The sequence below is a fragment of the Variovorax sp. P4_D9 genome (assembly GCF_056401695.1).
In genome coordinates, this window is record NZ_JBFUIU010000162.1 from 1 (window position 1) to 14167 (window position 14167).

Consider the following 14167-nt stretch of genomic DNA (forward strand, 5'->3'; position numbering starts at 1 on the left):
CTACTGGGTCACGCTGGCGCTGGTCGGGCTCGGCGTGTGGTGGCTGCGGCGCGTGCTGTTCTCGCCCTTCGGCTATGCGCTGCGCGCGGGCCGCGACTCGCAGCTGCGGGCCGATGCGATCGGTATCGACGTCAAGCGCATGCAGTGGGTCGCCTTCGTGATCGCCGGCACCGCGGCCGGCCTGGCCGGCGCGCTCTATGCGTTTTCCAAGGGCAGCATCTCGCCCGAATCACTCAGCGTCGGCAAGTCGGTCGACGGCCTCGTGATGGTGCTGCTGGGCGGCATCCAGACGCTGGCCGGCCCGGTCGTCGGCGCGGTCACCTTCACCTGGCTGCACGACACAGTGGCACGCAACACCGACTACTGGCGCGCGATGTTGGGCGGCATCATCCTGCTGCTGGTGCTGCTATTCCCGCAGGGCATCGCGGGCTTCGCCAAGCAGCTCTTCGACCGGCGCCGCCACGCGGCCGAGGCGGTCGACCTCAAGGAGGTGAAGGCATGAGCCTTCTCAAGGTCAATGAACTGGGCAAGTCCTTCGGCGGCGTGAAGGCGGTCGACGGCATCAGCTTCGAACTCGCGGCCGGCGAACTGCTGGCGCTGATCGGCCCCAACGGCGCCGGCAAGTCGACCACCTTCAACATGGTCAACGGCCAGCTCAAGGCCGACCGCGGCTCGATCCTGCTCGACGGCCAGGAGCTGGTGGGCCGCAAGCCGCGCGAGATCTGGCGCCTCGGCGTCGGCCGCACTTTCCAGATCGCCGAAACCTTCGCTTCGCTCACCGTCGCCGAGAACGTGCAGATGGCCTTGCTGTCGCACGACCACAAGCTGTTCTCGACCTGGCGCCGCGCCTCTGACCACAAGCGCGACGAGGCGCTGGCGCTGCTCGACCAGGTCGGCATGAAGGCCCAGGCCGACCGGCCCTGCAGCGTGCTGGCCTACGGCGACGTCAAGCGCGTCGAGCTCGCGATCGCGATGGCCAACAGCCCGAAGCTGCTGCTGATGGACGAACCCACCGCCGGCATGGCGCCCAAGGAACGCAACTCGCTGATGGCCCTGACCAAGCAACTAGTGATCGACCGCGGCATGGCGGTGCTGTTCACCGAGCACAGCATGGACGTGGTGTTCGCCTATGCCGACCGCATGATCGTGCTGGCCCGCGGGCGCCTGATCGCGCAGGGCAAGCCGCTCGAGATCCGCGACCATCCGAAGGTGCAGGAGGTGTACTTCGGCAGCGGCAAGACCTTCGAGAAGATTGCAGAGAAAGCGGCCGCGGTGAACGCGGCGGTGGGAGAGCACGCATGAGTTCACATGAAGTGTTGCTCGAAGCCAAGGCGCTCTGCGCCTGGTACGGCGCCGCGCAGATCCTCTATGACGTCGACCTCGAAGTGCGGCGCGGCGAAGTGGTCGCGCTCATGGGCCGCAATGGCGCCGGCAAGTCGACCACGCTGAAGGCGCTGATCGGCATGCTCGCCAAGCGCCGCGGCGCGGTGCGCTTCCTCGGCCACGACATCTCGAAGAGCGAGCCGCACGTGGCGGCCCGGCTGGGCCTGGGCTTCGTGCCCGAGGACCGGCGCGTGTTCACCGACCTCAGCGTGATGGAGAACCTCGAGGTCGGCAAGCAGCCGGCGCGGCGCTGGAACGACGGCAGCGACGCGCCGCTGTGGACGCCCGAGCGCCTGTTCACGCTGTTCCCGAACCTCGGCGAGATGCCGAACCGCCCGGGCGGCCGCATGAGCGGCGGCGAGCAGCAGATGCTGACCGTGGCGCGCACGCTGATGGGCAACCCGTACCTGGTGCTGCTCGACGAACCCTCCGAAGGGGTGGCGCCGGTGATCGTCGAGCAGATGGCCAACATGATCCTGGAGCTCAAGGCGCAGGGCGTAAGCATCCTGCTGTCGGAGCAGAACATGCACTTCGCGGAGCTGGTGTCCGACCGGGCCTACGTGCTCGAGAAGGGGCAGATCCGCTACCACGCGTCGATGGCCGAGCTGGCCGCGAACGACGAGGTGCGCAGGGCCTATCTCAGCGTCTGATTTCATCCACCCGAGGAGCGACAACCATGCACAACACCCGCAGAACCCTCTTGAAGTCCACCGCCGCGCTGGGCCTGCTCGGCCTCGGCGCTTCGCCGCTCTTCGCCGCCGCGAAGATCAAGCCCGCGGCCAACGCGGCGCTGATCGTGGTCGACGTGCAGAACTGCTTCATCGAAGGCGGCACGCTGCCGGTCAAGGGCGGGGCCGAGGTGGTGCCGGTCATCAACAAGCTGGCCGAGGCCTTCGACAACATCGTGGTCACGCAGGACTGGCACACGCCGGGCCACGCGTCCTTCGCCAGCACCCACGCCGGCAAGAAGCCCTTCGAGACCACCAAGCTCAGCTACGGCAACCAGGTGCTGTGGCCTGACCATTGCGTGCAAGGCACCGACGACGCCGCGCTCAACAAGGACCTGAAGCTGCCGACCGCGCAGATCATCATCCGCAAGGGCTTCCACAAGGGCATGGACAGCTACTCGGCCTTTGAGGAAGCCGACCACAAGACCGCGACCGGCCTGGTCGGCTACCTCAAGACGCGCGGCGTCAAGACCGTGTTCGTCACCGGTCTGGCGACCGACTTCTGCGTGGCCTGGACCGCGATGGATGCACGCAAGGCCGGCTTCGAGGTCTACGTGATCGAGGACGCGACCCGCGCCATCGACCTCAACGGTTCGCTCGCAGCGGCCTGGAAGCAAATGGCCGCCAAGGGTGTCAAGCGCATCCAATCGAGCGACATCGTCTAGGCCGTCCCGAGAGATGCCGGGGTTCGCACTAAAGGTCAACGGACGCAGCGTCGAACTCGCGGCGTCGCACGAGGCCTCGCTGCTCCATGTGCTGCGCAACGACCTGGGGCTCAATGGTCCCAAGTACGGCTGCGGCCTGGGCCAATGCGGCGCATGCACCGTGTGGGTCGACGGCATCGCGGCGCGGGCCTGCGTGATTCCGGCGCACGGCGTCGCGGGCCGCGAGATCACCACGCTCGAAGGATTGGGCACGCGTGACCACTGGCATCCCGTGCAGCAGGGCTTCGAGGATTCCCAGGCCGCGCAATGCGGCTACTGCCTCAATGGCATGGTGATGCAGGCCGCGGCGCTGCTGGCGCGCGAACCGAATCCGAGCGAGGCGCGCATTCGCAGCGAGCTCTCGGGCAACCTGTGCCGCTGCGGGACGCACATCGAGATTCTGGCCGCCGTGCAACGTGCCGCGCTGCTGATCGCGAAGGGCGCGCAGACGTGAGCCGGCGCGCCGACCTGCCCCGCACGCGCAGAGAATTCCTCCAGGCCGACGGCGTTCTCGTCGTCGTGCGCGAGACGCCCCCGGCCCCGCCGCCGTCGCCGGGCCAGCCCGCGCTGGTGTCGGGCAATCTCGCAGAGGGCCCGGAGGTCCTGCTTGCGGTCTGGGACGACGGCAGCGTGACCGCGCTCAACGGCCACGTCGACCTCGGCACCGGCATCCGGACGGCGCTGTCGCAGATCGTGGCCGAAGAGCTCGACGTGCCGATGGCCCAAGTCCGCATGATGCTCGGCGACACCGCGCGCGCGCCCAACCAGGGCGCGACGATCGCCAGCGCCTCGATCCAGCTCCACGCGGCGCCGCTGCGACTGGCGGCGGCGCAGGCGCGAGGCTGGCTGCTGGCCCAGGCGGCCGAGCACTTCGGCGTGCAGCAGCACCTGCTCGCTGTGCGCGAGGGACGGGTGTTCGCCGACGACGATCCGGCCTTCAGCATCGGCATCGGCGAGCTGGTGGCGGGCGGCCAGGCCGTGCTGCAACTCGACGCCGGGCAGCGGCTCAAGGACCCGGCCGACTACCGCATCGTCGGCAGCTCGCAGCCGCGCGTCGACATCCCCGCCAAGCTGGCCGGCGACACCGTCTTCGTGCACGACATGCGCCTGCCCGGTATGCTGCACGGTCGCGTCGTGCGGCCGCCCTATGCGGGCGCTGACCATGGCGACTACATTGGCAACACGCTGGAGTCGGTCGACGAGTCTTCGATCGCGCACATCCCGGGCATCCGCGCGGTGGTCGTGATCCGCGACTTCGTCGGCATCGTCGCCGAGCGCGAGGAGCGTGCCGAACAGGCCCTGCGCGAACTGCGCGTGCACTGGAAGGCCTGGCCCGGACTGCCCTCGCTCGACGACCTCGAAGGCGCGATCAGCGCCAACCCGTCGACGCAGCGTTTGCTGGTCGACGAGGGCGATGTCGATGCAGCGCTGGCGAGTGCCGCGCAGCCGATGCCGCGCACCTACGTCTGGCCCTACCAGATGCACGCTTCGATCGGGCCTTCGTGCGCGCTCGCGCACTGGCAGCCGGGTGACGGGGCCGGCCTGCGTGTCTGGGCCGGCTCGCAGAACCCCCACGTGCTGCGCGCCGATCTCGCGACGCTGATGGGCCTCGACGAAATCGCGGTCGACGTGGTGCGCATGGAGGCCGCCGGCTGCTACGGCCGCAACGGCGCCGACGACGTCGCGGCCGACGCGGCGCTGCTGGCGCGCGCGGTCGGCGCCCCGGTGCGGGTACAGCTCACGCGCGAGCAGGAGCACCTGTGGGAGCCCAAGGGCGCCGCGCAGCTGATGCGGATCAACGGCGGGCTCGATGCCGAGGGCGGCGTGGCCGGCTACGACTTCGAGACCTCCTATCCGTCGAACGGCGCGCCCACGCTGGCGCTGCTGCTGACGCGCACCATGGATCCGGCGGCGCAAGCCTTCGAGATGGGCGACCGCACTGCGCGCCCGCCCTACAGCTACGCCAACCTGCGCGTGAAGGTCAACGACATGGCGCCGATCGTCCGCGCCTCGTGGCTGCGCGGCGTCTCGGCGCTGCCGAGCTCGTTCGCGCACGAGTCCTACGTCGACGAGCTCGCGACCGCCGCGGGCGTCGATCCGGTGGCATTCCGGCTGCGCCACCTGCACGATCCGCGCGCCGCCGAACTGGTGCGCGAGACCGCGCAGAAGGCCGGCTGGCGCATGCGCAGCGGTCCCCAGGAGAACATTGATGGCGGCCTCGGCCCCGGCGGCGACGTCCTGTTCGGCCAGGGCTTCGCCTATGCGCGCTACGTGCACAGCAAGTGGCCGGGCTTCGGTGCCGCCTGGTCGGCCTGGGTGGCCGATGTCGAGGTCAACCGCAAGACCGGCGAGGTGCATGTGCGCCGCGTCGTCGTCGGCCATGACGCCGGCCTGATGGTCAACCCGGCCGGCGTCGAGCACCAGATCCACGGCAACGTGGTGCAGACAACCAGCCGCGCGCTCAAGGAGCAGGTCCGCTTCGCGCCGCAAGGCGCGCCGGATGCGGCGCTGCTGCCCGGCGTGCCGCCCTCGGGCGTGGTCGCCAGCCGCGAGTGGGGCAGCTACCCGATCATCAATTTCCGCGAAGTGCCGGTGATCGAGGTGATGCACCTGCAGCGCCCCGGCGAGCCGCCGCTGGGCGCGGGCGAGTCGTCCTCGGTGCCGGGCACCGCGGCGATCGCCAATGCGATCTTCGATGCCACCGGGGTGCGATTCCGGGCCCCGCCGTTCACGCCCGAGGTGGTGCGGGCGGCGCTGAATCCGCTGCCGGCGCCCGCCGGGCGTGAAGTCGCCCCCGGCGCGACACGGGGAGAACTGCCGGCATCCGCGCCATGGCCGAAGCGCCGCGGCCTCTGGGCCGGCGCCGGGGCGCTGATCGTCGGCGGCATTGGCGCGGTCGCGGGCCTGCTGGGCTGGCGCTCGGCCATCGCGCCGGTCAGCTTCAGCGCGCCTGTCTACAGCGAGGCGACGGTCGAACGCGGCCGCAGGCTCGCCGCGCTCGGCGACTGCGCGGTCTGCCACACGGCGCCGGGCGGCACGCCCAACGCCGGCGGTCGCGCGATGGAGACGCCCTTCGGCACCCTCCACACCACCAACCTCACGCCGGACGCCGACACCGGCCTCGGCCGCTGGTCCTTCACGGCCTTCCAGCGCGCGATGCGCGAGGGGATCTCGCGCGACGGCCATCACCTGTACCCGGCCTTTCCGTACACCGCCTTCGCCAAGACTAGCGACGACGACCTGCAGGCGCTCTACGCCTACTTCATGTCGCTGCCGCCGGTGCGGGCTGAGACCCCGCCGGCCGAGCTCAGGTTCCCGTTCGGCCTGCGCCCGCTAATGGCCGGCTGGAATGCGCTGTACCACGACCCGGCGCCCTACCAGCCGGTCGCGATGCAGAGCGCCGAATGGAACCGCGGCGCCTACCTGGTCAATGGACTCGGCCACTGCGGCGCCTGCCACACGCCGCGCAATGCGCTGGGCGCGGAGCAGGGCGGCAGCGCCTTTCTGTCGGGCGCGATGGTCGACGGCTGGGAGGCGCCGGCGCTGACCGCGCTGTCGAGTTCGGCCGTGCCGTGGACCGCCAACGCGCTCTACGGCTACCTGCGCCACGGCCATGCGAAACAGCACGGCACCGTCGGCGGCCCGATGGCCGAGGTGGTGCGCGAGTTGGCGGCGGTGCCGGACGCCGACATCCGCGCCATGGCCAGCTATCTGGAGTCCTTCAACCCCGCCACCACGCCCGAGGCGGCGGACGCCCGGGCGCAGCGCGTGGTCGCCACAGCGGCGGCGCAGCAGGGCCGCCTGCTCGGCCCCGCGCAGCGCATGTTCGACAGCGCCTGCGCGGCCTGCCACCACGATGGCGACGGCCCGGCGCTGCTCGGCGTCAACACGCCGCTGGCGCTCAACAGCAACCTCACGAGCGGGCGGCCCGACAACCTGCTGCGCACCATCCTCGACGGCGTGCGCGAGCCGGCTTCGCGCGACATCGGCTTCATGCCGGCCTTCCGTGCGGCGCTCGACGACGCGCAGATCGCCGAGTTGGCCGGCTACATGCGGGCCCGCTTCGCGCCGCAGGAGCCGGCGTGGCCGGACCTGCCCAAGAGCGTGGCGCGCCTGCGCGCGGAGGGCCCGAACGCCGCGGCGCGCTGAGACTCCCTTACGATCTGCGGCGTAGAGGCCGAATCACCGGCCCGCCGCAGCCCCCGGAGACCTTCGCATGACCTCGATTCTTTCGCCCGCCCAGTCCCTGCCTCGCGATGCCGAGCGCGCCACCCTGGTCGGGCGCCTCTGGCTGCCCGACGTCGGACCGGTGCTGGTCGCGGTGCACGAGGGCGGCCTGCACGATCTTTCGCGCGTCGCCGCTACCGCGAGCCAGTTGCTGGAGCACGACGACCCGGTCGGCGCAGTGCGCGAGGCCCTGCGCGACGAGAGCACGCAGCGTGTGGCGTCGCTCGAACAGGCGCTCGCCAACAGCGACGAGGCCGGCCGCGACCCGCAGCATCCGTGGCTGCTCGCGCCCTGCGACCTGCAGGCCGTCAAGGCCAGCGGCGTGACCTTCATCGCCAGCCTGCTGGAGCGCGTGATCGAGGAGCAGTCGCGCGGCGATGCCTCCAAGGCCGAGTCGATCCGCGCCGCGCTCGGCGGCGTGCTCGGCGACAACCTGGCCGGCATCGTGCCCGGGTCGGCGCAGGCCGCCAAGGTCAAGGAGGTGCTGATTGCGCAGGGCGCCTGGTCGCAGTACCTCGAGGTCGGCATCGGGCCCGACGCCGAAATCTTCACCAAGGCGCCGGTGCTGGCCGCCGTGGGCACCGGCGCCGACGTCGGCATCCACTCGGGCTCGATCTGGAACAACCCCGAGCCCGAGGTCGTGCTGGCGGTCGACAGCCGCGGCCGCACGCTCGGTGCGGCGCTCGGCAACGACGTCAACCTGCGCGATTTCGAGGGCCGCAGCGCGCTGCTGCTCGGCAAGGCCAAGGACAACAATGCGTCGTGCGCGATCGGCCCCTTCATCCGCCTGTTCGACGAGCACTTCGGCATCGACGACGTGCGCCGCATCACGGTGGCGCTGCGGGTGGTCGGCCCCGAGGGCTTCACGCTCGACGGCGCCAGCTCGCTGGCGAAGATCAGCCGCGACCCGCTCGACCTGGTGTCGCAGGCGATCGGCCCGCACCATGCCTACCCCGATGGGCTGATGCTGTTCCTCGGCACCATGTTCGCGCCGACCCAGGACCGCCATGGCCCGGGCCAGGGCTTCACGCACGTTGTCGGCGACCAGGTGACGATCTCGGCGCCCGAAGTCGGCGCGCTTCACAACCGCGTGGTGCATGCCGACCAGGCGCCGCGCTGGACCTTCGGCATCGGCGCGCTGATGCGCAATCTCGCGGGCCGCGGGATTATTTGACTCGCCTGCGCTGGGCGGCGAGCAGGGCCAGCACGGCGACCAGGCTTGCTGCCAGCAGGATCCACACGCCGGCGGTGTAGCCGCCCGCGGGCGTCCACAGCAGGCCCAGCATCAGTGGCGCGAGGGCGCGGGCGATTGCGCTGGGCAGGCCGAGCGCGCCGTTGAGCGTGGCGACGTGCTCGCGGTTCACGTACTGGGCGATCGCGGTGCCCTTGACGATGGTCAGCATGCCGTTGCCCATGCCGTAGAACAGCACGAAGGCCAGCGCCGCTCCGGGATGGCCGGCGCCGGCCAGCAGTGTCGCGAGGCCGATCGGGATCAGGCAGGGGATCAGCCGGTTCGCCAGGTGCAGGTCGAAGTGATGCTCGAAGACATAGAGCATGGCGCGGCCAAACACCTGCACGATGCCGATGGCAGCCGGCACCGCGATGGCCCAGGTCTCCGACAACCCGGCGCCGCGCAGCAGACTCACCATGTGCGGCGGCAGCGCAGCGGTGACCGCCATCAGCAGCACGGTGAAGACACCGATCAACAGGAAGGGCGCGCTGCGCAGGTAGTGGCCGACGGATCGCCGCGCTGCAGCGCTCGTCGCCGGGGCGGCCACGCTGCGCTTCGGCGCATGGCGCAGGATCGACGCATGCAGCGGCGCGCACAGCAGCAGGTGGATCGCGGCCAGCACCCACAGCGCATGGCGCCAGCCCAGTCGGGCGATCAGCCAGGCGTCGAGCGGGATGAAGACCGTGCTGGCCAGCCCGCCGAGGAAGGTGAGCGTGATGATCGCGCGCCGGAAGTCGTTCGGAAAGCGGCGCGTGACGACCGCGAAGGCCGGGGTGTAAAGCGTGGCCGAGAGCGCCGTGCCGAGCAGCAGCCAGGCCACATAGAAGCCGGCCGCGCTGTGGACCACGCTGTGCAGCAGCAAGCCGGCGGCGATCAGCAGCGAGCCGCCGGTCATCACCGCGCGCTCGTGGCCGCGGTCGATCCACCGGCCGACAGGCCAGGCCATGGCGCCTTCGGCCAGCAGCGCGAGGCTGAAGGCGAGCGAGGACTGGGCCCGGCTCAGGCCAAGCTCGCGCTCCACCGGCTCCATCAATAGCGCGAAGGTGTAGAAGACGCTGCCCCAGGTGATGAGCTGGCCCAACGACAGCCATCCGACGAGGCGGCGGTCGTAGGTAGGCCGCGGTGAAGGGGAGAAGGGCATGGGGCAACTCTACTGGGCGCCGCGTTGGCGTCAGCGGGGCCACCTGGGCATGGCGATGCTTCTTCGTTTTTCTGCGAAACGCCTGCTTTCGCTGCAGCGGAAGGTTTGAAGGACGTCCTGAAACCAGAATCCGGGCTACGCGGCGCCCGCAGCGTCGACGTTGGGTGAATGGGGGCGAGGAAGCGAGCGTCGTCTCGGGCGGCGACCTGATCGGCCATCTGCTGCTTCCTGCCTCTCCACGACGACTCTTTGACTTACCAATGCGTCGGAGAACCGATGAGCGCCAGAACTGCCGCCGCCAGCTGCGACGGCACGCAATACCGTTGTGATGCCATCCATCGCATACGGCGCAAGACGCCGAAGGGCTTCAACTGTCCAAAGCTGACGACCGTTACGATGTACCTGCTTCTTTGCAGCAAGCCGTGCAAGACCAACTGCTGGAACCCTTCGAGTATGTCGTCGCCCAACCCACCGCGACCTCGGACGGCGCGCCCGTGTTGAAGATCGAAATCACGGACATTCTGGCCAACGCCGGCGGGCTTATGGCGACCCTCAAATCGTGCCGCTTCGCGGCGTGCTCGAGCGTCCGCGACGAGGCGCCTGTCCAGTTCACCGCACAGCGTCAGATGTTCATCTATTTCGACATCCCGCGAAGCACGTGCAGCATGGTGGGTGTAGTGACATACGCACTGGGCGGCGACATCGCCAAGGGCTCCAGAAGCCGATTGACGTTGCGCAACGGTCACGAAGGCGGCGGCTATCGCCAGCAGCGGGCACTACGGATCGGGCCTGGAGCCGAAGGTCGAGCGAGCCTGCGCGTGCCTCGGCAACTGGGGTCGCGAGCAGCACCTTGTAAATCACCGCCCCGATTACCGCCCCCGCGATCGGCGCCACCCAAAACAGCCACAGCTGGTCCATGGGAATGGCCGGGCCGAACAGGGCCGGTCCGGTGCTGCGCGCTGGATTGACCGAAGTGTTGGTGACCGGGATGGAGACCAGGTGGATCAGCGTCAGGCACAGGCCGATCGCCAGGCCGCCGAAGCCCGCGGCGCTGTTCTTCGCGGACGCGCCGAGGATCACGATCAGGATGACGGCAGTCAGCACGAACTCGGTCAGCAGCGCCGCCTTCAGTCCGAAACCACCGGGCGAATGCTCGCCGAAGCCATTGGTGGCGAAGCCCCCGATCTCGGCGCCGGGCTTGCCCGTGGCGTTGAGAAAGAGCATGAAGCCGGCGGCGATGGCGCCGAGCACCTGGGCGACGACGTAGCCGGGCAGCTCGGCGGCGCGGAAGCGCCCGCCCACCACCAGGCCGACCGACACCGCCGGATTGAAGTGGCCGCCCAAATCGGGCCCAGCGCATAGGCGCCGGTCAATACCGTGAGGCCGAAGGCCAGCAAGACACCGACGAAGCCGATACCCAGGCCTGGAAAGGCGGCAGCGAGTACCGCACTGCCGCAACCGCCGAAATCGAGCCAGACCGTGCCGACGAATTCGGCCGACAGCTTCTTGAAGGTGCTCTGTTCCATTTTTTTATTGATCCCTGAATCTTCATGTGTGACAAACAAGCCCACCGACCGGAGTCGAGGGCGGGCGCATTCTAGGAAGCCATCCGAAAGAAGAAAGAGGGCACCGCGGGGGAGGTCGCGGCGATGCGCCGTTGTTCACGAAAGCGGCGGTTTTCTGCAGGCCCAAGCACCCCGGCGCACGCCGGAAGACCCGCGGCATGGAAACACCGTGCTAGAGAATGTAAACGGAACAGCTTCCCCGATGGTCCGCGCCACCTTGAGCGCGCGGTGCGTGCTGCGGGCCGACCAGCCCAGCCGAGCCGCCGCGGTGCGCAGGAACTTCAGCGCCGCTGGCTCGAGCGGCGCGTGCCGGTCGAGCTCGCTTCCCGCCAGGCCCTGGTCGGGTCCGCCTTGCCGCGCCAGGGCGCGTTCGCGCGCCACCACGGCTCGCCCGCGGATCGTCTCGGTCGGCTCGCCGGCCGAGGCCTCCAGCAGTTGCGGTGCCGACACCCTCGGCACCTCGATGTGCAGGTCGATGCGGTCGAGCAGCGGGCCGCTGCGCTTGCCCTGGTAACAGGCCACCTGGTCCGGCGTGCAGCGGCACGCCTTGAGCGTCGATCCACGTCAGCCGCAGGGGCAGGGGTTCATCCCCTCAGCTGAAAGCGAGCCGGGAATTCGGAGCGTCGCGCCGCTCGCGAGATCGTGATGGTGCCGGTCTCGAGCGGCTCGCGCAGCGCTTCCAGCGCCGAGCGCGTGAACTCGGGGAACTCGTCCAGGAACAGCACGCCATGATGGGCCAGCGAGATTTCTTTCGGCCGCGGCGGTGATCCGCCGCCCACCATCGCTACCGCGCTGGCCGAGTGATGTGGGCTGGCGGTCGGGCGGCGCATCCATTGCGCGGTCTCGAAACGCCCGCCCAGGCTGGCGACCGCCGCGCTCTCGAGCGCCTCGTCAACGCTCATCGCCGGCAGCAGCCCGGCAAAGCGATGGGCCAGCATCGACTTGCCCGAGCCAGGCGGGCCCACCATCAGCAGGCTTTGGCCGCCGGCCGCGGCGATCTCCAGGGCCCGCTTGGCGCCCGCGTGCCCCTTCACTTCGGCCAGGTCGGGATGGCGCGCCGGCGCCCCGGGCGGCACCGCCAGCACCCGCGCCCAGCCGTCCTCGGCCGCCTCGGCCCTCGCGATGGCCGGCGGCACTGCGCCGGCCGGCAGGAACTGGCGCACCACGTCGATCAAGTGACGGGCCCCATAGACTTCGGCGCCCGGCACCAGCGCGGCCTCCTGGGCGCTTTCGGCCGGCGGCACCAACCGGGTGGCGATGCCGCGGACGTGAAGCGCCAGCGCAATGGCCAATGCACCACGCACGGGCCGGAGCTGCCCCGACAAGGAGAGTTCGCCGGCGAATTCGTGCCGGCCAACCGATCGGCCTCGATCTGGCCGCTGGCCGCGAGGATGCCGAGCGTGATCGGCAGGTTCGCGGCCGGAGTCCTTCGGCAGGTCGGCCGGCGCCAGGTTGACCGTGATCCGCTTGGTGGTCGGGAATTCGAGACCGGCGTTCTGGATCGCGCAGCGGACCCTTTCCAGGGCTTCCTTGACCTCGACATCGACCAGGCCGACCAGCGTGAACTGGGCAATCCGTTTGCCAGATGCACCTCGATCGTGACATTTGGGGCTTCGAGACCCAGCAAGGCGCGGCTCTGCACCAAAGACAGACTCATTTCGCTCCATTTCACCAAAATGGTGCGTCAATCTCTTGTTCTTCATTGTGACCAAGTGCGTCAGGCGTAAAACCCTGCCCCGTCGGGGGGATGCGCTTTGGCACGCTCCCTGCTTGCGAAGGATTCCTAACCACTTTCAAAACACCGCCCGAGGAGTCCCGCTCGATGATGCACCGTAAATCCGTCCAGATCCTGGCTGTGGGCGCGCTTGCCGCCCTGCCGATGCTCGCCAGCGCGCAGGCCGCCGCCGACGCTGCMGCACCGGCGCCGAATCTCACGGCCAACGTCTCSCTGACCACCAACTACAAGTTCCGCGGGCAGGACCAGGACGTGATCGGAAAGAACGGCTTCGCCAACTCCGACTACGTCAAGCCGGCGATCCAGGGCGGCCTGGACTACGCCTTCGGCTCCAGCGGCTTCTACATCGGCAACTGGAACTCGAGCGTCAACTGGCTGCCTGGCAATTCGGTCGAGATGGACTTCTACGGCGGCTACAAGTTCAAGGGCGGCCCGATCGACTGGGACGTCGGCGTGCTGACCTATGTCTACCCCGGCAACAGCGCCGGCGCCACCACCGAAATCTACGGCGCGGGCACCTGGGCGGACGAGAACATCGGCGCCTTCACGGCCAAGTACTCGTGGACGGTCTCCAAGGACTACTTCAACTACGCCGGCAACAAGGGCGGTTCGGGCCTGGACGGCACCAACACCGGYTAYYTGAACCTGGCCTACACCAAGGAAATCATTCCCAAGGTGACGTTGAAGGCAGCYATCGGCTACACCTTCTTCASCAGCGACATCAAGAGCCTGGGCTACAAGGACTACCTCGACTACAACGTCGGTGCGGCCTACGACTTCGGCAGCGGCCTGACGCTGGGCGGCTATATCCAGGGCGGCAATGAGCAGAGCGCGTTCAACCTGGTCTCCAGCCCGGGCATCCCCACGCCCATCGGCCCGATCGGCCAGACCACCTTCTCGCCCAACGCGACCCGCTTCATCGTGATGCTGACCAAGACGCTGTAAACGCACGCGGCGCGGCTTGCCGCCGCGCCGTCCTCTTTCATCTGTAGGAGAAACATCATGAAGCTGGTCACAGCCATCATCAAACCATTCAAGCTCGATGAAGTGCGCGAGGCACTGTCCGCCATCGGCGTGCAGGGCATCACGGTCACCGAGGTCAAGGGCTTTGGACGCCAGAAAGGCCACACCGAGCTGTACCGCGGCGCCGAGTACGTCGTCGACTTCCTGCCGAAGGTCAAGATCGAAGCCGCTGTGGCCGACGAACTGGTGGAGCGCGTCATCGAGGCGGTCGAGAGCGCGGCGCGCACCGGCAAGATCGGCGACGGCAAGGTCTTCGTCTACGACCTGGAGCAGGTCGTGCGCATCCGCACCGGCGAAACGGGCCGCGAAGCCCTCTGACACGTTAGGCACGAAAGAACAAACCGAAATGAAAAAATTCCTTGTCTCACTTGCGTTGGGCCTGAGCCTGCTCGGCGCCGGTACCTCCGGCTTCGCGCAAGCGCCCGCCGCC

The 14167-nt window shown here is 69.1% G+C and carries 10 protein-coding genes and 2 pseudogenes; 9 read left to right on the forward strand and 3 right to left on the reverse strand.

Going from position 1 to position 14167, the window contains the following annotated elements:
* The 7 genes from AC1DY5_RS18665 to AC1DY5_RS18695 form a co-directional block, all read left to right on the forward strand.
* Positions 1-502, forward strand: a 502-nt coding sequence (locus tag AC1DY5_RS18665) for a branched-chain amino acid ABC transporter permease (protein WP_478113681.1), incomplete at its 5' end; no start/stop codon positions are given.
* Positions 499-1302, forward strand: a complete 804-nt coding sequence (locus AC1DY5_RS18670) for an ABC transporter ATP-binding protein (RefSeq protein WP_286521711.1) — start codon at positions 499-501, stop codon at positions 1300-1302. The genes AC1DY5_RS18665 and AC1DY5_RS18670, both read left to right, overlap by 4 nt.
* Complete coding sequence (locus tag AC1DY5_RS18675) at positions 1299-2033, forward strand: ABC transporter ATP-binding protein (RefSeq protein ID WP_478113682.1); 735 nt, start codon at positions 1299-1301, stop codon at positions 2031-2033. The genes AC1DY5_RS18670 and AC1DY5_RS18675 overlap by 4 nt, the downstream gene beginning before the upstream one ends.
* 26 nt (positions 2034-2059) lie before the next feature.
* Positions 2060-2776: a bifunctional nicotinamidase/pyrazinamidase gene (gene pncA, locus AC1DY5_RS18680; RefSeq protein ID WP_478113683.1), complete on the forward strand. Its 717-nt coding sequence runs from the start codon at positions 2060-2062 to the stop codon at positions 2774-2776.
* Between the two features lie 13 nt (positions 2777-2789).
* Complete coding sequence (locus AC1DY5_RS18685; protein ID WP_478113685.1) at positions 2790-3269, forward strand: (2Fe-2S)-binding protein; 480 nt, start codon at positions 2790-2792, stop codon at positions 3267-3269.
* Positions 3266-6964 carry a molybdopterin cofactor-binding domain-containing protein gene (locus AC1DY5_RS18690; RefSeq protein ID WP_478113687.1) on the forward strand — a complete coding sequence of 1233 codons (3699 nt, stop codon included), beginning with the start codon at positions 3266-3268 and terminating at the stop codon, positions 6962-6964. The genes AC1DY5_RS18685 and AC1DY5_RS18690 overlap by 4 nt, the downstream gene beginning before the upstream one ends.
* Before the next feature lie 67 nt (positions 6965-7031).
* Positions 7032-8216, forward strand: coding sequence for a fumarylacetoacetate hydrolase family protein (locus AC1DY5_RS18695; RefSeq protein ID WP_478113689.1), 1185 nt, complete (start codon positions 7032-7034; stop codon positions 8214-8216).
* Here the strand turns inward: AC1DY5_RS18695 and AC1DY5_RS18700 are convergent.
* The 3 genes and pseudogenes from AC1DY5_RS18700 to AC1DY5_RS18710 all read right to left on the reverse strand — a co-directional run.
* Positions 8209-9414 carry an MFS transporter gene (locus AC1DY5_RS18700; RefSeq protein ID WP_478113690.1) on the reverse strand — a complete coding sequence of 402 codons (1206 nt, stop codon included), beginning with the start codon at positions 9412-9414 and terminating at the stop codon, positions 8209-8211. The genes AC1DY5_RS18695 and AC1DY5_RS18700 overlap by 8 nt on opposite strands.
* A gap of 837 nt (positions 9415-10251) precedes the next feature.
* Positions 10252-10940, reverse strand: a pseudogene (gene aqpZ / locus AC1DY5_RS18705) (aquaporin Z); the annotation flags it as partial.
* Between the two features lie 234 nt (positions 10941-11174).
* Positions 11175-12636, reverse strand: a pseudogene (locus tag AC1DY5_RS18710) (YifB family Mg chelatase-like AAA ATPase); the annotation flags it as partial.
* A 168-nt stretch (positions 12637-12804) separates the two neighbouring features.
* Between AC1DY5_RS18710 and AC1DY5_RS18715 the strand changes: the two are divergent.
* The gene (locus AC1DY5_RS18715) at positions 12805-13659 is read left to right on the forward strand and encodes a TorF family putative porin (protein ID WP_478113692.1); all 855 of its coding nucleotides are present in this window, start codon (positions 12805-12807) and stop codon (positions 13657-13659) included.
* A 57-nt stretch (positions 13660-13716) separates the two neighbouring features.
* Entirely contained in the window at positions 13717-14055 is a 339-nt protein-coding gene (gene glnK, locus AC1DY5_RS18720) for a P-II family nitrogen regulator (RefSeq protein WP_162565354.1), read from the forward strand.
* Positions 14056-14167: the final 112 nt, after the last annotated feature.

What these genes read in the sequence shown, in the direction of transcription:
- pncA (WP_478113683.1), top strand. Translation starts at nt 2,060, where the DNA reads ATGCACAACACCCGCAGAACCCTCTTGAAGTCCACCGCCGCGCTGGGC.
- AC1DY5_RS18670 (WP_286521711.1), top strand. Translation starts at nt 499, where the DNA reads ATGAGCCTTCTCAAGGTCAATGAACTGGGCAAGTCCTTCGGCGGCGTG.
- AC1DY5_RS18675 (WP_478113682.1), top strand. Translation starts at nt 1,299, where the DNA reads ATGAGTTCACATGAAGTGTTGCTCGAAGCCAAGGCGCTCTGCGCCTGG.
- AC1DY5_RS18695 (WP_478113689.1), top strand. Translation starts at nt 7,032, where the DNA reads ATGACCTCGATTCTTTCGCCCGCCCAGTCCCTGCCTCGCGATGCCGAG.
- glnK (WP_162565354.1), top strand. Translation starts at nt 13,717, where the DNA reads ATGAAGCTGGTCACAGCCATCATCAAACCATTCAAGCTCGATGAAGTG.
- AC1DY5_RS18685 (WP_478113685.1), top strand. Translation starts at nt 2,790, where the DNA reads ATGCCGGGGTTCGCACTAAAGGTCAACGGACGCAGCGTCGAACTCGCG.
- AC1DY5_RS18700 (WP_478113690.1), bottom strand. Translation starts at nt 9,414, where the DNA reads ATGCCCTTCTCCCCTTCACCGCGGCCTACCTACGACCGCCGCCTCGTC.